The sequence below is a fragment of the Streptomyces chattanoogensis genome (assembly GCF_001294335.1).
Lineage (GTDB): Bacteria > Actinomycetota > Actinomycetes > Streptomycetales > Streptomycetaceae > Streptomyces > Streptomyces chattanoogensis.
In genome coordinates, this window is sequence record NZ_LGKG01000001.1 from 255,791 (window position 1) to 277,033 (window position 21,243).

19 protein-coding genes are annotated in these 21,243 nt (G+C 71.2%); 15 read left to right on the forward strand and 4 right to left on the reverse strand.

What is annotated here, in order from left to right; genetic code table 11:
- Nucleotides 1–269 precede the first annotated feature (269 nt).
- Complete coding sequence (locus ADL29_RS01125; protein WP_046926134.1) at nucleotides 270–1,004, forward strand: ferritin-like fold-containing protein; 735 nt, start codon at nucleotides 270–272, stop codon at nucleotides 1,002–1,004.
- Nucleotides 1,005–1,044: 40 nt separating this feature from the next.
- On the opposite strand, the gene ADL29_RS01130 is transcribed toward ADL29_RS01125, so the two are convergent.
- From ADL29_RS01130 to ADL29_RS01145, 4 genes are all read right to left on the reverse strand, one after another.
- Complete coding sequence (locus tag ADL29_RS01130) at nucleotides 1,045–1,335, reverse strand: hypothetical protein (protein ID WP_046926133.1); 291 nt, start codon at nucleotides 1,333–1,335, stop codon at nucleotides 1,045–1,047.
- A gap of 245 nt (nucleotides 1,336–1,580) precedes the next feature.
- Nucleotides 1,581–1,808: a DUF3107 domain-containing protein gene (locus ADL29_RS01135; RefSeq protein WP_053921914.1), complete on the reverse strand. Its 228-nt coding sequence runs from the start codon at nucleotides 1,806–1,808 to the stop codon at nucleotides 1,581–1,583.
- Nucleotides 1,809–2,001: 193 nt separating this feature from the next.
- The gene (locus ADL29_RS01140) at nucleotides 2,002–2,643 is read right to left on the reverse strand and encodes a TetR/AcrR family transcriptional regulator (RefSeq protein ID WP_053921915.1); all 642 of its coding nucleotides are present in this window, start codon (nucleotides 2,641–2,643) and stop codon (nucleotides 2,002–2,004) included.
- Nucleotides 2,644–2,791: 148 nt separating this feature from the next.
- A complete protein-coding gene (locus tag ADL29_RS01145; protein ID WP_053921916.1) occupies nucleotides 2,792–3,013 on the reverse strand; it encodes a hypothetical protein in 222 nt (73 codons plus the stop codon).
- 137 nt (nucleotides 3,014–3,150) lie between these two features.
- Between ADL29_RS01145 and ADL29_RS01150 the strand changes: the two genes are divergently transcribed.
- From ADL29_RS01150 to ADL29_RS43270, 14 genes are all read left to right on the forward strand, one after another.
- Nucleotides 3,151–4,200, forward strand: a complete 1,050-nt coding sequence (locus tag ADL29_RS01150) for an alpha/beta fold hydrolase (protein WP_053921917.1) — start codon at nucleotides 3,151–3,153, stop codon at nucleotides 4,198–4,200.
- An 8-nt stretch (nucleotides 4,201–4,208) separates the two neighbouring features.
- On the forward strand, nucleotides 4,209–5,681 hold the full coding sequence (locus tag ADL29_RS01155; RefSeq protein WP_078970641.1) for a DUF3152 domain-containing protein: 1,473 nt from the start codon (nucleotides 4,209–4,211) through the stop codon (nucleotides 5,679–5,681).
- A gap of 97 nt (nucleotides 5,682–5,778) precedes the next feature.
- Nucleotides 5,779–5,871: an Ms4533A family Cys-rich leader peptide gene (locus tag ADL29_RS46200; RefSeq protein ID WP_342671133.1), complete on the forward strand. Its 93-nt coding sequence runs from the start codon at nucleotides 5,779–5,781 to the stop codon at nucleotides 5,869–5,871.
- Between the two features lie 181 nt (nucleotides 5,872–6,052).
- Entirely contained in the window at nucleotides 6,053–7,786 is a 1,734-nt protein-coding gene (locus ADL29_RS01160) for an ABC transporter substrate-binding protein (RefSeq protein ID WP_053921919.1), read from the forward strand.
- Entirely contained in the window at nucleotides 7,783–8,745 is a 963-nt protein-coding gene (locus ADL29_RS01165) for an ABC transporter permease (RefSeq protein WP_245689091.1), read from the forward strand. Before ADL29_RS01160 ends, ADL29_RS01165 begins: the two co-directional genes overlap by 4 nt.
- On the forward strand, nucleotides 8,742–9,731 hold the full coding sequence (locus tag ADL29_RS01170; RefSeq protein ID WP_053921921.1) for an ABC transporter permease: 990 nt from the start codon (nucleotides 8,742–8,744) through the stop codon (nucleotides 9,729–9,731). The genes ADL29_RS01165 and ADL29_RS01170 overlap by 4 nt, the downstream gene beginning before the upstream one ends.
- Complete coding sequence (locus tag ADL29_RS01175; protein ID WP_078970642.1) at nucleotides 9,728–11,422, forward strand: dipeptide ABC transporter ATP-binding protein; 1,695 nt, start codon at nucleotides 9,728–9,730, stop codon at nucleotides 11,420–11,422. The genes ADL29_RS01170 and ADL29_RS01175 overlap by 4 nt, the downstream gene beginning before the upstream one ends.
- A gap of 178 nt (nucleotides 11,423–11,600) precedes the next feature.
- Nucleotides 11,601–13,367, forward strand: coding sequence for a DUF3492 domain-containing protein (locus tag ADL29_RS01180; RefSeq protein WP_053921922.1), 1,767 nt, complete (start codon nucleotides 11,601–11,603; stop codon nucleotides 13,365–13,367).
- Nucleotides 13,364–14,542: a hypothetical protein gene (locus tag ADL29_RS01185; RefSeq protein WP_053921923.1), complete on the forward strand. Its 1,179-nt coding sequence runs from the start codon at nucleotides 13,364–13,366 to the stop codon at nucleotides 14,540–14,542. Before ADL29_RS01180 ends, ADL29_RS01185 begins: the two co-directional genes overlap by 4 nt.
- Before the next feature lie 312 nt (nucleotides 14,543–14,854).
- Complete coding sequence (locus ADL29_RS01190; RefSeq protein WP_053921924.1) at nucleotides 14,855–15,814, forward strand: NAD-dependent epimerase/dehydratase family protein; 960 nt, start codon at nucleotides 14,855–14,857, stop codon at nucleotides 15,812–15,814.
- A complete protein-coding gene (locus tag ADL29_RS01195) occupies nucleotides 15,802–16,590 on the forward strand; it encodes a spherulation-specific family 4 protein (RefSeq protein ID WP_046926121.1) in 789 nt (262 codons plus the stop codon). Before ADL29_RS01190 ends, ADL29_RS01195 begins: the two co-directional genes overlap by 13 nt.
- Before the next feature lie 94 nt (nucleotides 16,591–16,684).
- Nucleotides 16,685–17,863: an adenylyltransferase/sulfurtransferase MoeZ gene (gene moeZ / locus ADL29_RS01200; RefSeq protein WP_053921925.1), complete on the forward strand. Its 1,179-nt coding sequence runs from the start codon at nucleotides 16,685–16,687 to the stop codon at nucleotides 17,861–17,863.
- 293 nt (nucleotides 17,864–18,156) lie between these two features.
- Complete coding sequence (locus ADL29_RS01205) at nucleotides 18,157–18,537, forward strand: hypothetical protein (protein ID WP_157878355.1); 381 nt, start codon at nucleotides 18,157–18,159, stop codon at nucleotides 18,535–18,537.
- The gene (locus tag ADL29_RS43270; protein ID WP_157878356.1) at nucleotides 18,534–21,131 is read left to right on the forward strand and encodes a DUF6185 family protein; all 2,598 of its coding nucleotides are present in this window, start codon (nucleotides 18,534–18,536) and stop codon (nucleotides 21,129–21,131) included. Before ADL29_RS01205 ends, ADL29_RS43270 begins: the two co-directional genes overlap by 4 nt.
- Nucleotides 21,132–21,243 lie beyond the last annotated feature (112 nt).

The window sequence follows — 21,243 nt, forward strand, 5'->3', positions numbered from 1 at the left end:
GTACGCGCCGCGGGGGAGGGCGGTCGGTTGGAGCCGATCGGGCCACCGACCGGGCATCCGCTTTCGTGGAGAGACCCACCGACTCCTCGGCAGGTCCTTTATCACTCTACCCCGGATACTGCTCCGCATCCGAAGGCTTGTCTGAGTGAGAAATACGTCACCCCCGGCGTACCCCGGGCGCACGGGTCGGGCGGCTCGCCCGAACGCCTCGGCGCGCAGTGGCTGACCAGGCCCTTCCCCGGGCCGCCGAGCGGGCTATTGTGCCGGTCATGGAGACGCCTGACACCGCCGCGGACGCGCAAGCACTCACTGGGATCGCCGCCCAGAACTGGGAGCAGGCATCCGCCGACCCGCAATACCGGGCCGCCGTGATCGACCTGCTCGGCGCGCTCGCATACGGCGAGCTGTCCGCCTTCGAGCGCCTGGCCGAGGACGCCAAGCTCGCCCCGACGATGGACGACAAGGCCGAACTGGCCAAGATGGCCTCGGCCGAATTCCACCACTTCGAGCGGCTGCGGGAGCGGCTCGCGCAGATCGAGGCGGAGCCGAACGAGGCGATGGAGCCGTTCGCCGCGGCGCTGGACGAGTTCCACCGCCAGACCGCGCCGTCGGACTGGCTGGAGGGCTTGGTCAAGGCGTATGTCGGCGACTCGATCGCCAGTGACTTCTACCGCGAGGTCGCGGCCCGCCTGGACTCCGACACCCGGGATCTGGTGCTCGCCGTACTGGACGACACCGGGCACGCGTCGTTCGCCGTGGAGAAGGTCCGGGCGGCGATCGAGGCCGAGCCGCGGGTCGGCGGGCGTCTCGCGCTGTGGGCGCGGCGGCTGATGGGCGAGGCCCTCTCGCAGGCGCAGCGGGTCGTCGCGGACCGTGATGCGCTCTCGACGATGCTGGTGGGCGGCGTGGCCGACGGCTTCGACCTGGCCGAGGTCGGCCGGATGTTCTCGCGGATCACCGAGGCGCACACCAAGCGGATGGCGGCGCTGGGGCTCGCGGCGTAACGCACGGAATCCGGCCACCGCCCGGCCTCCGGGTGCTGCGTCAGGCCGTCCGGTGCCCCTTGAGGGGGGCGGCCGGCCGGCGCACCCGGCGGCGCGGCGGGCGGACCAGCAGCGAGAGCAGGGCCGTGCCCATGGCCAGCGCGGCGACCATCACCTGGACGGAGTACCCCGGCCCCAGGATGGAGCGGGCCAGCAGCGCGCCGAACAGCGTGGCGACCGGGCCCGTGGCCAGCGTCAGGGTGCGCGACGGGAAGCGGTCGGCGAGCCAGTGCGTCGCGGACAGGGCGATGACGAGTCCGATGAAGACGGCGCCCAGTGCTTCCCAGATCATGCCGTTCCCTCCCGCGTGACAAGCCGGACAACCTCTGACATGGCCGACCGGACGAACAATCCGGACGAACGCGTCGGTTGCCACGGTCGTACCCAGAGGGCACCTCTGGCAACCCTCCCGTGCGCCATGTGAGCGGACGGACGGAAAGACGGAGGGCGGGAACGGTGAAGGGGCGGTGTCCGGAGGGGAAACTCCGGGCACCGCCCCTTCACCGTCTGCGGACGCCGCATGCGGCGTCCCGCCGCTCAGGCCTGGCCGAATCCGACCTTACGGGCGGTCGGCTCGCCGATCTCCACATAGGCCAGCCGGTCCGAAGGAACCAGGACCTTGCGGCCGTGGTCGTCCACCAGGCTCAGCAGCGTCGACTTACCGCTCAGCGCATCGGCCACCGCGCTCTCGACCTCTTCGGCAGACTGCCCGCTCTCCAGAACGATCTCGCGGGGCGCGTGCTGCACGCCGATCTTGACCTCCACGGCTTTATGTCCCTCCGACGGTCTGGGGTTCCCCCTGGCCCGGCCAGGGGGAGGGTGCGCGGCCGTCCGCGCCGTACGGAGCAACATTAGCCCGGCCCGGGGACGGACAGGCCGCCGTGGAACACGCCCGCAGCGAACATCATCGGCGCCGGGCGACGGCGCCGCTCGTGAGTGCGACGCCCGATGCGTCCCGTCAGTGCGTCTCGACGCCGTGCAGCGGGAAACCGGCGATGCCCCGCCAGGCGAGGGAGGTCAGCAGCTGCACCGCGGTGTCGCGCGGCACCGCGCTCCCCGACGACAGCCAGTAGCGCGCCACCACCTGCGAGACCCCGCCCAGGCCCACCGCCAGCAGCATCGCTTCGTCGCGTGCCAGCCCGGTGTCCTCCGCGATCACCTCGGCCATCGCCTCGGCGCACTCCAGCGAGACCTTGTCCACCCGCTCGCGCACGGCGGGCTCATTGGTCAGGTCCGACTCGAAGACCAGTCGGAAGGCGCCGCCCGGGTCCTCGACGTAGGCGAAGTAGGCGTCCATCGTGGCCGCCACCCGCTGCTTGTTGTCGGTCGTCGACTCCAGTGCCGTGCGCACCGCGTGCAGCAGCGCCTCGCAGTGCTGGTCCAGCAGTGCGAGATACAGCTCCAGCTTGCCCGGGAAGTGCTGGTAGAGCACCGGCTTGCTGACGCCCGCCCGCTCGGCGATGTCGTCCATCGCGGCCGCGTGGTAGCCCTGAGCGACGAACACTTCCTGGGCAGCGCCCAGAAGCTGGTTGCGCCGGGCACGGCGTGGCAGGCGTGTGCCCCGCGGGCGCGTCGCCTCGGTCTGCTCGATGGCGCTCACGCTGCCTCCCAGAAGTTGTTCCGTACGCGATACGCACAAGGTGGCGCACCGCGCCCGCCATCGTACTTTTGGGTAACGCGGCTGTGCGTGGTCCCAGGGGAGAATTTCTGCCCCGGAACGCAGGCCGAAGCCGACATAACAGCCCAGGTCATCGGTATTCGTCTTCGTTGAGTTCCACTACGCGGGCCTGCTCGACGAGATCCGCCTCGTTCGCGACGCCGGGATCGACGCCGGTCATCGGGTCGTCGTGCTGCGGTGAGACCTCGGCATGCTGTTCCGCGGCGTCGTTCACCGGCGCCTCCACGTCGATCTCCGTCATGGCGTTCGCTTCATCCTCAAACGTGTCCGGTTCGGTCGGGTCGGCAGGCATGGTGGCTCCCTTTCTCGCGGCAGGGGCCGGGGCGGCTGCCCTTGATACGAGCCTAGGAGAGCCGCACCGGCAGCGCGATGCGGTGTGTGACCGCGAACACACAAGCGGGGGCGTGATCGTCTCGTAACATCGACTGCATGTCTTCGACCGACTCGCCGGACACCCGCGCCACCGTCCTTCCGGTGGCGCCGCCCGGCCCCGGAAGCGGCGCGGGGGCGGCGGAGACGGTGCGCTCCGTGACCCTGCCGGGCCTCACGCTCACGGTGCGGACGCCGGTTCCGCGCGCCGGCCGGGACGCCCCCGGCCGGGCGCCCGCGCTCTACGTCCACGGCCTCGGCGGGTCCTCGCAGAACTGGTCCGCGCTGATGGCGCTGCTGGCCGACCGGGTCGACGGCGAGGCGCTCGATCTGCCCGGCTTCGGCCAGTCGCCGCCCCCGGACGACGGCAACTACTCCGTCTCCGCGCAGGCCCGCGCGGTCATCCGCTATCTCGACCATCTCGACGCCGCCGGACGCGGCCCCGTCCACCTCATCGGCAACTCCATGGGCGGCGCCGCCGCGACCCGGGTGGCGGCCGTCCGCCCGGATCTGGTCCGTACCCTCACTCTGATCTCACCGGCCCTGCCCGAGCTGCGGCCGCAGCTGACGGCGGTGCCCACCGCGCTGCTCGCGGTGCCCGGGGTGGCCCGGCTCTTCAGCCGACTGACCCAGGACTGGACGCCCGAGCGCCGCACCCGCGAGGTGCTGGCCCTGTGTTACGGCGATCCCGCGCGGGTCACCGTCGAAGGTTTCCGCTCCGCGGCCGAGGAATACGCGCGGCGGCTCCAACTCCCTTATTTCTGGGACGTGATGGAGCGCTCCGCCCGCGGGCTGGTGAACGCCTACACGCTCGGCGGACAGCACAATTTGTGGCGTCAGGCCGAACGGGTACTCGCACCGACGCTTCTCGTCTACGGTGGGCGCGACCGCCTGGTCTCCTACCGGATGGCGCGGCGGGCGGCCGCGGCGTTCCGTGGTTCGCGGCTGCTGACGCTGCCGGAGGCGGGGCATGTGGCGATGATGGAATACCCCGAGGCGGTGGCGCGGGCCGTCCGCGAGCTGCTGGACACGGACACCACGACCGATACCGACGCTGCGGCCGGTGCTGCCGCAGTGACCGATGTGACCGCCGATGCGGGCAGGAGCTGACACGCACCGTGGGACGCCATAGCCGCCGGGGCCGGCCGGAGACCGCAGACGATTTCCCGGGGACGGCCGCTCCGCCCGGCGCGGTCCCCCCGCCGGGACCGGGATCCGGACGCCGTCGCCGCCAGGCACCCACCGGCGATCCCGCCGGCGAGGTGCGCGGCGGCCACCCGGAACAGCGCGAACCGGGCGGTGCCTGGGGCGCGTTCCCCCCGGTGCCGCCGCCGGGCGGGGCGCGGATTCCCCGGCCGCGCGCGGCCGAGCCGGCCGGCGGGCCCGTGGGCGGCCCGGGTGCTCCGGGCACCGGAACGTTCCAGGGAGTCCTCGGCGGACCGGCCGGCGGGCGGGGACCGCGGCCGGAGTATGTGGACGCCTTCGACGGCGCTTTCGACGGCGCCCTGGATGACGATGACGTCTTCCGGGCCGGCGCGCCCGGACGCGGTGGCCAGGGAGGCGCACCGTACGGCCCCGGCGCGGACGCCCCGGCGGGTGCCATGGCGGACGGGATACCGCCCGGGATACCGCCCGGCGGCCGCTTCACCGGGCGGTCGGTGGTGTTCGACCGCGAGGGGATCGACGAGCCGGACCGGCAGGGCGGCCCCGCGGCCGAGGGCGACGCGTATGACGACGGATATGACGAGTTGTCGGACGCCGAGACGGAGGACGGCGCCCGTAAGGGCACCAAGGGCCGTACCTTCACCGGCGCGGCCGCCGCGGCGGTGACGACGGTGCTGGCCGTGGTCATCGCGGGCCAGGTCGCCGACCAGCAGAAGAAGGACGGCGCCTCGCCGCAGCCGCGCAGCGGTCCCGACCATGCGGACGGCGTCGACGGCGAGGCCTCCCGGTCGCACCCGCGGCCCACCCAGGACGCCAAGCCCGCCTCGTACGAGGCGCAGATGGCGCAGGTCTTCCCGTTGGATGCCAAGCTGACGGCCAGTGGGAAGTTCCGGCCCGTCGGCGGGGACGCCAAGGCGCCGGGGCACGGCAAGGTGCTGCGCTACCGCGTCGACATCGAGGAGGGGCTGCCGCTGGACGGCAAGCTCTTCGCCGAGGCGGTGCACAAGACCCTCAACGACGACCGGAGCTGGGCGCACGACGGGCAGCGGACCTTCCAGAGGGTGGCCTCCGGCCCCGCCGACTTCGTGATCACGCTGGCCAGCCCGGGGACCACCGCCACGTGGTGTGCCAAGTCCGGTCTCGACACCACCGAGGACAACGTCTCCTGCGACTCGGCGGCGACCGAGCGCGTCATGATCAACGCCTACCGGTGGGCGCAGGGCGCCAAGACGTACGGCCCCGACAAGATGCACGCCTACCGCCAGATGCTCATCAACCACGAGGTCGGCCACCGCCTCGGGCACAACCACGAGGCATGCAGCAAGCAGGGCGCACTGGCCCCGGTGATGATGCAGCAGACGAAGTTCCTGACGACGGACGGTGTGACCTGCCGGCCCAACTCCTGGCCGTTCCCCGCTGCGGGATGAGCCGCCGCGGCCCTCGGCAGCCGGTAACCGTGAGACAGGCCGTCCCGCATCCTGAGATTTCTTGCCAGGTGGCGAACCTTCGTTCCATCATCTGCGCATGCCGCACCGCCACGTCACCGATCTCGCCGCCATAGAGCTGGCGCTGATCGGCGTGTCCGTGCAGAGCGTCGCCGACATCGACTGTCGCTGAGGCCCACCCGGTTCCGTAGCGGCGCGGCCCAGAGTGCCTTCCGCCGGACCGGGGTCACGTCCCCCCGCGCATTCCGCGTAGTTCACCTTCCTTACGTGTCCGCAGGGGGCGGCCTCGCGCGGTCCCGCGCCCTCCCTGCCGCCTCGTGCGGGTGCATCCTGCTGCGAAAGGCACCCCCGTCATGGCTGAGCCGGGCCCCTCCCGTCATCTCACCCGCACCGCCCGCAGAGTGGCCGCGGCCGCGGTGAGCGTCGTCCTCGCCGGCGGCGCCGTCGCCTGCGGGCCCAAGGACGAAGGTGCCAAGAGCGGCGGCGCGCCGCAGAAGGGCGGCACGCTGACCGTCCTGAACTCCGAGCCGCAGAGCGACTTCGACCCCGCCCGCCTCTACACCTCCGGCGGCGGCAAGGTCCCCACCCTGGTCTTCCGCACGCTGACCACCCGCAACCGGGAGAACGGCGCGGCCGGCACCAAGGCCGTACCGGATCTCGCCACCGACACCGGACGGCCCAGCAAGAACGCCACCGTATGGACCTACACCCTCAAGGACGGGCTGAAGTTCGAGGACGGCTCGCCGATCACCAGCGCCGACATCAAATACGGTATCGAGCGGTCCTTCGCCCCGGAACTCTCCGGCGGCGCCCCCTATTTGCGGGACTGGCTGGTCGGCGGCGACACGTATCAGGGGCCGTACAAGGACAAGTCCAAGGACGGACTGACATCGATCCGGACGCCCGACGAGAAGACCCTCGTCTTCCATCTCCGCAAGCCCGAAGGCGAATTCCCGCTGCTGGCGACGCAGACCCAGTTCGCGCCGGTGCCGCGGAAGAAGGACACCGGCACAAAATACGAGGAACACCCGGTCTCCTCCGGCCCGTACAAGGTCGTCAGGAACACCGGTGACGGCGAACATCTCCTCCTTGAGCGCAATCCGCACTGGTCGGAGAAGACCGACAAGGAACGGCACGCCTATCCCGACACCATCGACGTGAAGTCCGGGCTGGACCCGGCCGTCATCAACCAGCGGCTGTCCACCGGATCGGGCGCGGACTCCGCCGCGGTCACCACCGACACCAATCTCGGACCCGCCGAACTCGCCCAGATCGGCAGTGACCGGGAACTCGGGAAGCGGATCGGGACCGGCCACTTCGGCTACACCACCTATCTCGCCTTCAACCCGAAGGTGAAGCCCTTCGACAATCCGAAGGTGCGCCAGGCCATTTCCTATGCCGTCAACCGGCGGAGCGTGGTGAACGCGGCCGGCGGCTCCTCGCTCGCCGAGCCCGCGACCACCTTCCTGCCGAACCAGAAGTCCTTCGGCTATACGCCCGCCGACCCCTTCCCGGCCGGCCGGACCGGAAATCCGGACAAGGCCAGGGAACTGCTGAAGGCGGCCGGGTACGGAAAGGGCCTGACCGTCACCCTGACGCACAACACCGCCAAGAACTTCGAGACCAGCCCGGAAGTCGCCACCGCCGTCCAGGAAGCCCTGAAGAAGGCCGGGATCACCGTCAAACTGGCCGGTCTGGAGGACAACGACTACAAGGACAAGATCCACAGCATCAAGGACGAGCCCGGCTTCTTCATCAGCCGCTGGGGCGCCGACTGGCCGTCCGGCGGGCCCTTCCTGGCGCCGATCTTCGACGGACGGCAGATCGTCAAGGACGCCTCCAACTTCAACCACGCCCAGCTGGACGACCCGGCCGTCAACCACGAGATCGACGAGATCAACAAGCTGACCGACCTGGAGGCCGCCGCCAAGCGCTGGGGCGCCCTGGACAACAGGATCGGCGAGAAGGCGCTGTCCGTGCCGCTCTTCCACCCCGTCTACAAGCGGCTCTACGGCAAGGACGTCAAGAACATCGTGATCAGCGACTGGGACGGCGTTCTCGACATCTCGCAGGTATCCGTCAAGTGACGAACCAGCACGAGGCAGGGATCCGGCGGCGGCTGAGAGCGCGCCCGTCGGCCGTCGCGGCCGCCGCCGTCCTTGCGGTACTCGCCCTGCTCGCCCTCGGCGCCCCGCTGCTCGCGGCGCTGGAGGGCCAGGACCCCACCACCTATCACGACCGGCTCATCGACTCGGCGCGCGGCGGGGTGCCGCTGGGCGCGTACGGCGGCATCAGCGGCGACCACTGGCTGGGCGTCGAACCGGGCACCGGCCGCGATCTGTTCGCCCGGCTGCTGTACGGCGCGCAGGTCTCGTTGCTGGTCGCCCTGGGCGCCACCGTCGTGCAGGTGCTGATCGGCGTCCTGGTGGGACTGGCGGCCGGCTTCGGCAGCCGGTTCGCCGATTCCGTCCTGTCCCGTTTCACCGACGTCATGCTGTCCCTGCCGACGCTGGTCTTCGCCGTCGCGCTGACCGCCGTCGTCCCGGCCGGCTTCCCCCGTCCGCTGCTGCTGATCCTCGTCATCGGGCTGCTGGACTGGGGCGGCACCTCACGCATCGTGCGGGCCCAGACGCTGTCGCTGAAGAAGCTGGACTACGTCGCCGCGGCCCGGCTGGGCGGCTCGCCGCCCTGGCGGGTGGCCCGGCGCGAGCTGCTGCCCGCGCTCGCCGCCCCGGTGATCACCTATGCGGCGGTCCGGGTCCCCGTCAACATCGTGGCCGAGGCCTCGCTGTCCTTCCTCGGCATCGGCGTGAAACCGCCCACCGCGTCCTGGGGCCAGATGCTCTCCACCGCCACGACCTGGTTCCGTGCGGACCCCCTGTACGTCCTGCTGCCCGCGGCCTTCCTGCTGGTGACCGTGCTCGCCCTCACCGTGGCGGGTGACGCGGTCCGCACCGCCCTCGACCCGCGCGAGCGGTCCCGGCTGCGGGTCGGCACCCGGGACGGCTCCCGGGGGGCCGCCGAGCCGAGAGGTGCCGCCGTATGACCGGCTACGTCCTGCGCAGGCTGGGCGGCGCGCTGATCGTGCTGTTCCTGCTCTCTGCGCTCGTCTATCTGCTGTTCTACGTCGCCCCCGGCGACCCCGCGAAGCTGGCGTGCGGGCCGCGCTGCAACGCGGAGCAGATCCGTCAGGTGCGCGGTCAGCTGGGCCTGAACGAGCCGCTGTTGACGCAGTACCTGCACTTCCTCCAAGGGCTGGTCACCGGCCGCGACTACTCCACCGGCACCGGCGTACTGCACTGCGACGCGCCCTGCTTCGGGCTCTCGTACCAGAACGACCAGCCGGTCACCGAGCTGCTCGCCGCCCGGCTGCCGGTCACCGCCTCGCTCGCGTGGGGCGCCATGGTCCTGTGGCTGCTGCTCGGCGTCGGCACCGGGCTGCTGTCCGCGCTGCGCCGCGGCGGGTTGACCGAGCGGGTGCTGACCGTGTTCACCCTCACCGGCTCCGCCACCCCGGTCTTCATCACCGGGCTGTTGCTGCTGATGGTCTTCTGCGCGTATCTGCAGTGGCTGCCGTTCCCGTCGTACGTACCGCTGTCCGAGGACCCCGAGCAGTGGGCCTGGAACCTGCTGCTGCCCTGGACGGCGCTGGCCCTGCTGGAATCCGCCAAATACGCCCGGCTGACCCGCTCCTCGACGCTGGAGACGCTGGCCGAGGACCATATCCGTACCTTCCGGGCCTACGGCGTGCGCGAGCGCACGGTCATCGGACGGCACGCCCTGCGCGGCGCGCTGCCGCCGGTCATCGCCCTCAACGCCATCGACCTGGGCACGATGTTCGGCGGCGCGATGCTCACCGAGACCCTCTTCGGCCTGCCGGGCCTGGGTCAGCTGCTGGTCCACTCGGTGCGGACCGTGGACCTGCCGGTGGTCGTCGGCACGGTGCTCGGGATCGGCACGGCCGTCGTCCTCGCCAACGCCGTCGCGGATGTGCTGTACGCGCTCGCCGACCGAAGGGTGACCCTCACGTGACCACAGAACTGGACGCGACGCCGGGCCGGGCCGCGACCGCACCTCTGGTGGAGGTGGACGGTCTGGCGGTCACCTTCCCGGGCGCCGGTTCCGGCGACGGCGGCGTACGGGCCGTCGACGGGCTCTCGTTCACCCTCGCGCCCGGCCGTGCGCTGGGCATCGTGGGGGAGTCCGGCTCCGGCAAGTCCACCGTGGCCGCCGCCCTGCTGGACCTCCACCGGGGGACCGGCGCCCGGGTGGCGGGCACGGTCCGGGTCGGCGGGCTGGACGTGCTCGCCGCCCCGGAGCCGCAGCTGCGCCGGCTGCGCGGCGGGACGGCGGCGATGGTCTTCCAGGACCCGCTCTCCTCCCTGGACCCGTACTACGCCGTCGGGGACCAGATCGCCGAGGTCTACCGGGTGCACCGGCCGGACGCCTCCCGGCGCGAGGCCCGCGCCCGCGCCGTCGCGGCGCTGGACCGGGTCGGCATCGCGGATGCCGCCCGCCGGGCCCGCTCCCGGCCGCACGAGTTCAGCGGCGGGATGCGCCAGCGCGCCCTGATCGCGATGGCGCTGGTGTGCGAGCCCCGGCTGGTGATCGCGGACGAGCCGACCACGGCGCTGGACGTCACGGTCCAGGCGCAGATCCTGGACCTGCTGCACGAGCTGCGGGAGGGGACCGGCATGGGGCTGATCCTGGTCACCCATGACCTCGGGGTCGTCGCCGGGAGCGTGGACGAGGTGCTGGTGATGCGGGCCGGGCGGGCCGTCGAGCAAGGGCCCGTCGGGGAGGTGCTGAGCGCGCCGGCGGCCGGGTACACCCAGCAGCTGCTGGCGGCGGTGCCGCGGGTGGACGCCGTCCGGGAGCCCCGTCCGGCCGCCGCCGTACGGGCCGCTCCCGACGAGCCGCCGCTGCTCGAAGCCAGCGGCCTGCGGCGGGAGTTCGTACGCCGCGGGGCGCGCACCCGCGCCGTCGAGGACGTCTCACTGACCGTACGGCCCGGTGAGACGCTCGGCCTGGTCGGCGAGTCCGGCAGCGGCAAGACGACCGTCGGCCGGATGCTGGTCCGCCTCCTGGGCCCCACCGCGGGCACCGTGCGCTATCGCGGCCGCGATCTCGGCGCCCTCGGCGAACGCGCACTGCGGCCGCTGCGCGGCGAGCTGCAGATGGTCTTCCAGGACCCGGTGTCCTCCCTCAATCCGCGCCGCAGCATCGGCGAATCGGTCGCCGACCCGCTGCGCGCCGCCGGGGAACTGGACGACGCGGGTGTCGTACGGCGGGCCAAAGAGCTGCTGGAGCGGGTCGGGCTCGATCCGGCCTGGTACCACCGTTATCCGCATGAATTCAGCGGCGGCCAGCGCCAGCGGGTCGGCATCGCGCGGGCGCTGGCCCCCTCGCCCAGGCTGCTGGTCTGCGACGAACCGGTCTCCGCGCTGGACGTCACGACCCAGGCGCAGGTGCTGGACCTGCTCGGTGAGCTGCGCCGGGAGCTGGGCCTGTCGATGATCTTCATCGCGCACGATCTGGCCGTCGTCCGGGCGGTCAGCGACCGGGTCGCGGTGATGCGCGCCGGCCGGATCGTGGAGGAGGGCCCGGTCGACACCGTGTACGAGCGTCCCGAACACCCCTACACCAAGGGGCTCCTGGCGGCCGTACCGGTGCTCGACCCCCGGGTTGCCGGGGACATGCGACGGGTGCGCAGCGCCGCGTGAGGCTCACATAGCGCGTCGAAACGCCCCTAGGGGTGGAAAGTTACGCGCGTTCACCCCTTCCGGTGGCGCGATGGACAACCGTCCATCGCGCCACCGGGCGCTTTGCATAGCTTCTTCCTGCAGGTGACGGCTGTGCCGTCGCGCCAGGGACGCCGACAGAGAGGACGGGGGTGCACTCGTGCGCATCGCCTTGCTCACCGAGGGTGGCTATCCGTATGCGACAGGTGAGTCGCACGCGTGGTGCGACCGGCTCGTGCGCGGGCTCACCGGCCATGAATTCGCGGTGCATGCCCTCACCACCCACCCCCGCCAGGAGGCCGGGCAGCCGCCCGAACTGCCCGCGCATGTCCGCCTGGCGCACACCGCACCGCTGTGGGGCGCCCTCTCCGGCGCGCACCTCCGCCCCGCCGGGGAGCGCCGGACCCGCACCGCCGCACGCCGCGAACGGCGCCGCTTCGCCGAGCACTTCGCCGACCTCGCGACGGCGCTGACCGCGGACCGGACGGCCGGCCCCGACGGCTTCATGATCGACAAGGCGGACCGTTTCGCCGCCGGTCTCTACGGGCTCGCCGACCTCGCGCGTACCCACGGCGGCCTGCCCGCGCTGCTGTGCTCCGAGGACGCCGTGCGCATCCTGGAAGCCGCCTGCCGCGGCCCCCGCGCGCTGCCCGCCGTCCACGGCGCCCAGGTACGGGACCTCCTCACCGTCACCGAACAGCTCGAACGCGCGCTGCGGCCGCTGTCGCTGGACTGGTACGGGGAGACGCCCGACGGCCTGGGCGGCGCCGACCTGTGCCATGCGACCTCCGGTGGTGCGGCCGCCCTCCCGGGACTGCTGGCCAAACGCTTCTTCGGTACCCCGCTGCTGGTCACCGAATACGGCGTACGGCTGCGCGAGCACTACCTCGCGCACGCCGCGGCACCCCTGACCGCGCCGGTGCGCGCCCTGCTCGCCGCCTTCCACGGGGCGCTGGCCGCCGAGACCTACGCGCGGGCGGCGCTGATCACCCCCGGCAACATCCATGCCCGCCGCTGGCAGCAGCGCTGCGGTGCGGACCCCGGCCGGCTGCGCACGGTCTACGAGGGCATGGACGCGGCTCCCTTCGCCGCCGTCGCGGACGCCGCGGCGGACGACCCCAAGACCCTGGTGTGGGTCGGGGCGATCGAGCCCGACAAGGACCTCATCGGCCTGCTGCACGCCTTTGCGGAGATCCGCAGGGCCGAGCCGGCGGCCACCTTGCGCATCATCGGCGGGGACGGCCACGATCCCCGGGCGCCCGGCTACCGCGCCCACTGCCGGGCGCTGGCCGCCCAGCTCTTCCCCGACGAGGCCGCCGACGACCACACCGTCGGCGAGAACCCGGTCAGCTTCGAGGAGATCGGCGGCCCCGAGGTGCCCACCCTGGAGGACGCCTACGCCTCGGCCGCCGTCCTGGTGCTCTCCAGCGTCGTCGAGGGGTTCCCGCGCTCCCTGGTGGAGGCGATGTTCTGCGGTCGCGCCACGGTCTCGACCGACGCCGGGGCGGTCTGCGAAGTCATCGGCGGCACCGGGCTGGTGGTCCCGCCGCGCAATCCGCACGCCCTCGCCGAGGCCTGCCGCGCGCTGCTCGGCGACCCCGGCCGGCGGGTCCGGCTGGGCGCGGCGGCCCGTGCACGGGCGCTCGAACTGTTCACCGTGGAGCAGAACATCGCGGCATTTCGTGGCATCTACCTGGAGCTGATCTCCCACGCCCCGGGCCGCCCGGCCGCCTCCGGCGCCGCGTACGCGGACGGTGTGCCGCGGCCGTTCGACAGCCCCGCCGAGTCCCAGGTGCCCGGCCACTGGGCCGCGGCACCCGCGGGGCACACGCCCAGCTGGGCGGCGGGGGACGGGCCCGACGACGCCGGTGTGCCGGCCGGCGCGGCGGCCGGTGCCCCGTGTACCGGGAGAGGAGAGGGATCATGACCGCGCCCACCCGCAAGGAGACCGCCGCGCGCCCCGTGCGCCGGGGTCCCGCCGACCCCGTACGGGCCCTGATGCACCGCCACCAGGAGCTGTGCGCCCACGCCGTCGACCCGCTGGAGATCGCCGCCGGCCTGGAGGCGCACGGCGTCACCGACCGCACCGCCGCCCGCTTCCGCCACCGGGACGTCTTCTCGCTGGCCGAGGAGCTCTACGCCCGGGTGCCGCGGGCCGAACCGGAACCGGGCGCCGCGCCCGCACCCGAGTCCGTACCGCGGTCGCGGGGCGTGCGGGCGGCGCTGCAGCTGCTGCCCGGTGCGGTGTGCGCCGCGGCCGTCGCCGCGCTCGCCGCCGTCGAGCCGGTGCCTCCCGGAGCGTCGGCCGTCCTGCCGATCGCCCTGCCGGCGTCCCTGGTCCGGCCGGCGGTCGGCATCGCCGGCGTCGTTCTGGTCGCCCTCGCCCTGCGGCTGGCCGTACGGACCGGACCGCTGCGGGCGCGGACCGGCGGTCTGCCGGTCCCGTGGGTCTGCTGGATCGTCGGCCACGCGGTCTACGGCGACTGGCTGCTGGCCGAGCTGCTCAGTGGCGGCCCCGATCTGCCGCCGCACCCGAGGGCCGCCGCCGCGACCGCCGTGGGGCTGGCCCTCGCCGTCGCGCCCGCCGCCTGGTGCGCCCGCTGGTTCGCGGTCCGCGGGCGGCGCGGCCTGGCCGCCAGCCGCGGACTGGCCGAACTCGCCGCCCGGGTACGGCCGTTGCTGCTCGCAGCGACCGCCCTGTTCCTCGCCGCCCTGGTGGCGGTGCTGATCGGCGCAGGTGCCATGCTCGGCGGCATGGGAGAAGTGGACCTGACCGCGGCCGCCGTCCTCGGGGTGCTGCTCTTCCTCGCCCGGCTGCTGGCCGTCCACGGCTTCCCCGGGGCCGCGGCGGCCGGTCTCGCCACGGCCGCCGCCCTGGAGGCGCTCGCCCCCGCCCTGGTCCTCATCGCCCGGCTCCCCGGCCTGGCACCGGCCGGCGCCCCGGTGGAGCTGCTGATCCGCCACGCCGGCGCGGCCGCCGTGCCCGCCCTCGCCTGTGCGGCCCCGGCCCTCGGCCTCCTGGCGTACGGCCTGCGCGCACTGACCGGCGCCCGGGCGCACTCGCCCGCCCTGTCGGCGGAGCCGGAGGCGGACCAGCCGTGACCCTCCGGATATCCGCCCAGCCGTCGCCCGGCCACCACCCCTCAACGGCACGCTCCGCGCGGCAGCTTTCATCGCCCCTCACAGCCCCCTCGCACCACGCACCACCCCCGCAGCGGCACCCCGAAAGAGCCGCTTCGGACCCTGTGGCCACTTCGGCCCCTTCGCCGCGAACTCCACCCCCCACGTGGCCCCCGCCCCCCGGGCGGACGCCGCCCCCGCGGACGAAGCCGACTCACTTCCCCCGACCCGTCTTAGGAGCACGACCATGAACGTCCAGCCGACCGCACACCACGGGCACCGGGGGGTTGCACGATGAGGGTGCTGCTCATCGGAGCCAACGGCTACCTCGGCCGCTATGTCGCCGACCGCCTGCTCGCCGACCCCGCCGTCCAGCTCACCGCCCTCGGCCGGGGCGACGACGCCGACGTCCGCTTCGACCTGGCCACCGGCAGCCCGGGCGCGCTCACCCGCTTCCTCGACGCCGTCCACCCCGGCGTCGTCGTCAACTGCGCGGGCGCCACCCGCGGCGGCGCCCGCGAGCTGACCCGGCACAACACCGTCGCGGTCGCCACCATCTGCGAATCCCTGCGGCGCAGCGGCTGCGGTGCCCGCCTCGTCCAGCTGGGCTGCGCCTCCGAGTACGGCCCCTCCCAGCCCGGCTCCTCGACCGCCGAGGACGCCGTGCCGCGCCCCGGAGGCCCCTACGGCGTCAGCAAACTCGCCGCCACCGAACTGGTCCTGGGCTCCGGCCTCGACGCCGTCGTCCTGCGGATCTTCTCGCCGGTCGGCCCCGGCACCCCGGCGGGCTCCCCGCTCGGGCGGCTCGCCGAGGCGATGCGCCGGGCCATGCAGTCCGGCGACAGCGAGCTCAAGCTCGGCGGGCTCGGCGTGCAGCGCGACTTCGTCGACGTCCGGGACGTCGCGCGGGCCGTGCACGCCGCCTCGCTCTCCGCGGCACAGGGCGTCGTCAACATCGGCACCGGCCGCGCCGTACGGCTGCGCGAGGCCGCCTCCGTACTGGCCAGGGTCGCCGGCTTCGGCGGTGCGCTGCACGAACTCGACTCGCCGCCCGCCCGGCTGGTCATCCCCGGCCCCGGGAGCGGCCCCGACCACCCGGTGGACCGGCCCGCCACCTACCCGTACCCGGACGGCTGCGGCACCTGGCAGCAGGCCGACGTCCGCACCGCCCGCGACCGGCTCGGCTGGCGCCCGCGGATCGGCCTGGAGGAGTCCCTCGCCGACATCTGGATGGAGGCGGCATGTCGTATCTGACCACGCCCAGGGACCTCACCCGCGCCCCCACCGGGGCCGCCCCCCTCGGCGTCGGCGTCCCCGGCTTCGCCCATCCGCTGCTCGCACCCACCGAATGGGCCGAACTGCTGCGCTGCTCCCGGAGCGCCGGGCCCCGGGGAGCCGCGCCGCTCCACTGGGCGGTGCTCAATGTCTCCAACGGCCCCGGGGCCCGTCCCGACCCGCACTGCATGCCCGCGGTCGCCCGCCTGAGGGAGACCGGCGCCGCGGTGCTCGGCCACCTGGACACGGGCCGCGGCACCCGTCCGTTCGGCGAGCTCATCTCCGATGCGCACCGCTTCCTGGAGTGGTACCGGGTCGACGGCTTCTGGCTGGACCGCTGTCCCACGGACCGGACACTGCTGCCCGCGATCCGGCGGGTCGCCACCTGCCTGCGGACCCTGCGCGAGCACACCTACCTCGTCTTCGGCCACGGCAGCCACCCCTGCCCCGGCTACGCCGAGGCCGCCGACCAGCTCGTCACGTTCGCCGGCTCCTGGGCCGACTACCGCTTCTCCCAGGTGGCCGAGTGGACCGCCGACCATCCGCCCGAGCGGTTCTGCCACCTCGTGCACGGCGTTCCCCGCACGCATCTGGACGAGGCGCTGCGGATCGCCCGCTGGCAGGGCGCGGGCACGGTGTACTTCACCGACCGCCGTTCCGCCGGGGCGGCAGAGGCAGCCGGTGATGCCTGGGAGTCGCTGCCCGGTTACTGGGACGCATTCGTCTCGCACACCGGAATGGGTGTCTCGGAATGAAGAAGGGCGTGGCAGTGTTACGAGAGATGCTCCCCGCATCGGCGGGGACGGTCCCCGTACTGAAATACCGACCAACCCCATTGATGAGGTCTCCGTGTCGCTGCCACCCCTGGTCGAGCCCGCAGCCGAGCTCACCGTCGACGAGGTCCGCAGGTACTCCCGCCACCTGATCATCCCCGATGTCGGGATGGCCGGGCAGAAGCGGCTCAAGAATGCCAAGGTGCTGTGTGTCGGCGCCGGCGGCCTGGGCTCGCCGGCGCTGATGTACCTCGCCGCGGCCGGTGTCGGCACCCTGGGCATCGTGGAGTTCGACGAGGTCGACGAGTCGAACCTGCAGCGCCAGATCATCCACAGCCAGGCGGACATCGGCCGCTCCAAGGCCGCGTCCGCCAAGGACTCCGTCCTGGGCATCAACCCGTACGTCACGGTCAACCTGCACGAAGAGCGCCTGGACTCCACGAACGTCATGGAGCTCTTCGCGCAGTACGACCTGATCGTGGACGGCACGGACAACTTCGCCACCCGCTATCTGGTCAACGACGCCTGTGTGCTGCTGAACAAGCCGTACGTCTGGGGTTCGATCTACCGCTTCGACGGCCAGGCCTCGGTCTTCTGGTCCGAGCACGGTCCCTGCTACCGCTGCCTGTACCCGGAGCCCCCGCCGCCGGGCATGGTCCCCTCCTGCGCCGAGGGCGGCGTCCTGGGTGTGCTGTGCGCCTCCATCGGCTCGATCCAGGTCAACGAGGCCATCAAGCTGCTGGCCGGCATCGGTGACCCGCTGGTCGGCCGCCTGATGATCTACGACGCCCTGGAGATGACCTACCGCCAGGTCAAGGTCCGCAAGGACCCGAACTGCGCGGTCTGCGGGGAGAACCCCACGGTCACCGAGCTCATCGACTACGAGGCCTTCTGCGGCGTCGTCTCCGAGGAGGCCCAGGAGGCGGCGGCCGGCTCCACGATCACTCCGAAGCAGCTCAAGGAGTGGATCGACGCCGACGAGAAGATCGACATCATCGACGTCCGCGAGCCGAACGAGTACGAGATCGTCTCCATCCCCGGCGCCCGCCTGATCCCGAAGAACGAGTTCCTGATGGGCAACGCCCTCCAGGATCTCCCCCAGGACAAGAAGATCGTCCTGCACTGCAAGACGGGCGTCCGCTCCGCCGAGGTGCTGGCCGTCCTGAAGTCCGCGGGCTTCGCGGACGCGGTGCACGTCGGCGGCGGTGTCATCGGCTGGGTCAACACGGTCGAGCCGGAGAAGCCGGTCTACTAGACACCTACCTCCCACCACTTCGGCGGGCTGCGGCGATGTGTCGTGGTCCGCCGTTGTGCTGCCTGAGCCTGGTTTCCGACCGTCGCCGTTGGTTGTCTTCGGCGCTCCTTGAGCGGCTCACGAACGGCTTTCTCGTGTGGGCGGCGGTGCTGGCGACTTCTGGGGCCCGAGTCTGGGCTCATGGCCTCTGACCTGCGCATATCTCCACGCACTCACGCCTTCCGTTCCTGTTGCCGACCACCACATGGGCACTTATGGTGATCATGTCGATACTTTCAGTGGTGGAGGCAATGATGGATGCTCACGAGAGGAACCCGCGGTCGAGTCTCCCGCGATTCGAGGAGGCCGAACCTCTCGGACCGCGGGACGCGGCATTCGTCCAAGATCTGGTCGCGGTCCTGGAAAAGCACGGCAATCTGGAGCGCTTCGGCCTGTGCCTGCTGCACGAGCACTTCCCGCTGGCTGCGGACGAGATCCTGGTCGAGACGACTGACGCGGAGAGCCGCGCATTCCAAACCCGCGTGGAGGAAGCGAGTCGGACCAGGCACAGCAAGCCCTCCCAGTGGCGCTTCCTGCCTGGCACCCACCGCTCGCGCCGCGCCGAATTCGCCGACGAGCCCTATGAGGTCATCCTGGTGTGCGACCCCTATAGCGGATGCCCTCCTCGGAAATGACTTCCGCGGTATGGCGGTGGATCGTACTCGCCTTCGTGACGCTCGGGTGGTGGGCCGCGCAACCGGCGCAGGCACAAGCCGCCGATGTGGTTGATTGCCCGTCGGCGCCACTCACAAAAGCCGATGTCACTTCCACGCTTATCTTCGATGATCAGTATCGCGATTTCGTCCAGGTGCGACAGACGACAATCATCAAGGTGCCGGAGCGGCAGTTGCCGCTCGCGGGCGACTTGACGCTCAGCGCCGACGCCCCCAACTTCCGAAATGCCATGTACTGCCTGCTGCACGGGAAAAGTAAACAACAGCGGGAAAAGTTCGATCAGTGGCACCCGGAGTGGAAGTCGGGCGTGACTCGGGGCACCAAAGATGGGGACCTGGTCACGGTGCGATACGAGTCGGAGAATTTAGTCGATGCAAATGGTCCCGGCGTATTCGAAGTGGGTCCGTGGGAGGTCAGGACCGCACAAGATGGGTGGCGTGCTGTGCTCCCCTTGAAGGGTGCGCTGAGTAAATTCTCGTGGAGGGAAATCAAGGTAGATCCACGTGATCTGAAAATCAGCAGCGTCGACCCTTGGGTGACGGGCACAGATAAAGGCAGGATTAGAGTATGGAGGGAATACAGGCCGGAGGAAATTTGGGTCAAAATAGAGCTACCACGGGCTCCTTCTCGTCTCTGGGCTTCTTATCTGGGCGTCATTTCCTGGTGGGTCAGTGCCTCGGTGGTGATCGCCGTATCAGCATGGCGATTCCTTGACCGCCTGAAGGCCACCGGCGACTCCAAGAAGGGTACCAACAGATTGTTGGCCTTCACGGCTTTTCTGTGGGCCGGAATGAGTGTGGCCCTCGGCTTGACGCTACTGCTGCTGCTGCGTCCCTCCCCCGGTGCGACTTCTTGGCGTGCCTTCATCGGAATTTCTTCGGGTCTTGCTCTCGTCCTCCTCGCGTGGCCGTGGCGTCCATTGGTGCCGGACTCCGGCGAGAGTCGCAGAAAGCAGAAGGGTGCAAGTCGCAGAAAACAGAAGAGGAAGGTGATGGTCGTCGTCGCCTCCGCAGTGGCGCTGAGCGGCCTGCTGGTGATCCTGGGGCACGACCTCTTCGGCCTGCCGCCGAATCTTGCGCCGACATCCCCACCGTCAGTCATGGGAATTGCCGGGCTGGCCCTGCTGGACCTGTCCATGCTGTGGTTGTGGCTGGCTGCCGTGGTCGCCTGGGCCTGGCGCTTCGCGCGCGAGGGAGAGCTGGGCCGTTCGTCGAACGGAACCAAGCCCGAGCATCCTCAACCATCGAGCGAAGGCGAACCTGAGCATCCCCTCCGCCGCATCGCTGCCATCGGATTCGCGTTTGCCGTGGTCGCGGCCCTGGTGGTGGCCTGCCGTGTGTTGGCCTTTGAATCCCTTTGGAAACGTGCAAACTGGATGAGGGAAGCAACCGCGTTTTTCGATGCCGATCACAGAATCGTCCTGGGGCAAGCGCTCGCGGACTTCGCCTCCAGGGGTCCACAATGGGTGTACGCCTACACATGGGCGTTGGCGGGAATTGCCCTTGTCGCGCTACTCCACATCAGCTGCCGAAACGAACCGGAAAAGCGCCTTGGGCCGCGGGGGGCTGATCTACTGCTGGTGGCCGCCATCTTCGCCATCGCCGTGGCGGTGAGGGGGAATGCGCCTTTTGCGGGAAATGCTGCAGCCGTGTACGGCCTCTGGGTCCCTCTGAATATGGTCGCGCTCTATGGCATGGTGCAGGCGGGGCGTAGATGGTCGGTGCTGAGCCGAGTGGATCGAAAGACAGCGACACATTGTGTCGTAACAGAACTGAGCAACTCGGCAAAGTGCGAGAAGCTGCTTGAGGATGCCCGCCGCTGCCGCTATCTGCTCCATCGGCTGCACCTCGTCGATCGCGGGCACGTGAAGGAAAAGAAGAGACAGCGCCTGGAGAAACAACTTGACTCGCTGCACCGGTGGCGGCCCACCGGATGCCGCGACGACTGCCTGCCAGACCCTGTTTCCGTGGTCGATGTCGCCCTCAGCTGGGGGCCGCGCACGCACTGGTGGGAGAACGGCGTCAAAGCCGCGGGCTGGGCCTTCATCTTCGGAATTCTCCCCGGCCTGGTCACCGCCTGGTACGACAAGGCATACGGTGACAAGTGGATGTTCACATTCAGCTCGCCGACGGGAATTCCGGATATGGTCGGGACGTTCCTCTCGTGTGAGATCTCCTTCGCTGGTGCGGGGCTGGTCCTGGGGGCGCTGTGGCGCGTACTGCCCGGAGAGCGCGGCCCAGTGCGTGCCTTTAACCTCTTCATCGCCTGGCTCGTGCCGATCGGCGTGCTTGCCGTGGTCAAGCGCGGCATCGACCGCACGGAACTGGGCCTGGCGGTCCTGAACGTCGTCCTGATGCTCATGGTGCTCACGCTGACGAGCATGTGGATGGACACCGACACATTCCGCCGTGAAAGGCACTACAAGACAAAGCGCCTCAACCTGCTGACATCGGTCTACCAGGTGCACGGCCTCTCGGGGCAGATCGCCTTCCTCGTCGCCCAACTGGCGACCGCGGTGACGATCTGGAGCCAGATCGTCACCGCATCGAAGTGACCACCAGCCGCCCCCCATGGCGAGCCGGCCACGGCCGGCTCGTTCGGTGCAACGCACCCACCGTGCGGTGCTCCGCCTCGCGTGCCCCGTGCTGGGCCTGGGCAGATGTTCC

Coding starts and splice junctions, on each gene's coding strand:
- ADL29_RS01150 (WP_053921917.1), top strand. CDS start 3,151: ATGTCTTCGACCGACTCGCCGGACACCCGCGCCACCGTCCTTCCGGTG.
- ADL29_RS01205 (WP_157878355.1), top strand. CDS start 18,157: ATGGATGCTCACGAGAGGAACCCGCGGTCGAGTCTCCCGCGATTCGAG.
- ADL29_RS01170 (WP_053921921.1), top strand. CDS start 8,742: ATGACCGGCTACGTCCTGCGCAGGCTGGGCGGCGCGCTGATCGTGCTG.
- ADL29_RS01125 (WP_046926134.1), top strand. CDS start 270: ATGGAGACGCCTGACACCGCCGCGGACGCGCAAGCACTCACTGGGATC.
- ADL29_RS01160 (WP_053921919.1), top strand. CDS start 6,053: ATGGCTGAGCCGGGCCCCTCCCGTCATCTCACCCGCACCGCCCGCAGA.
- ADL29_RS01190 (WP_053921924.1), top strand. CDS start 14,855: ATGAGGGTGCTGCTCATCGGAGCCAACGGCTACCTCGGCCGCTATGTC.
- ADL29_RS01130 (WP_046926133.1), bottom strand. CDS start 1,335: ATGATCTGGGAAGCACTGGGCGCCGTCTTCATCGGACTCGTCATCGCC.
- ADL29_RS01195 (WP_046926121.1), top strand. CDS start 15,802: ATGTCGTATCTGACCACGCCCAGGGACCTCACCCGCGCCCCCACCGGG.
- ADL29_RS43270 (WP_157878356.1), top strand. CDS start 18,534: ATGACTTCCGCGGTATGGCGGTGGATCGTACTCGCCTTCGTGACGCTC.
- ADL29_RS01145 (WP_053921916.1), bottom strand. CDS start 3,013: ATGCCTGCCGACCCGACCGAACCGGACACGTTTGAGGATGAAGCGAAC.
- ADL29_RS46200 (WP_342671133.1), top strand. CDS start 5,779: ATGCCGCACCGCCACGTCACCGATCTCGCCGCCATAGAGCTGGCGCTG.
- ADL29_RS01185 (WP_053921923.1), top strand. CDS start 13,364: ATGACCGCGCCCACCCGCAAGGAGACCGCCGCGCGCCCCGTGCGCCGG.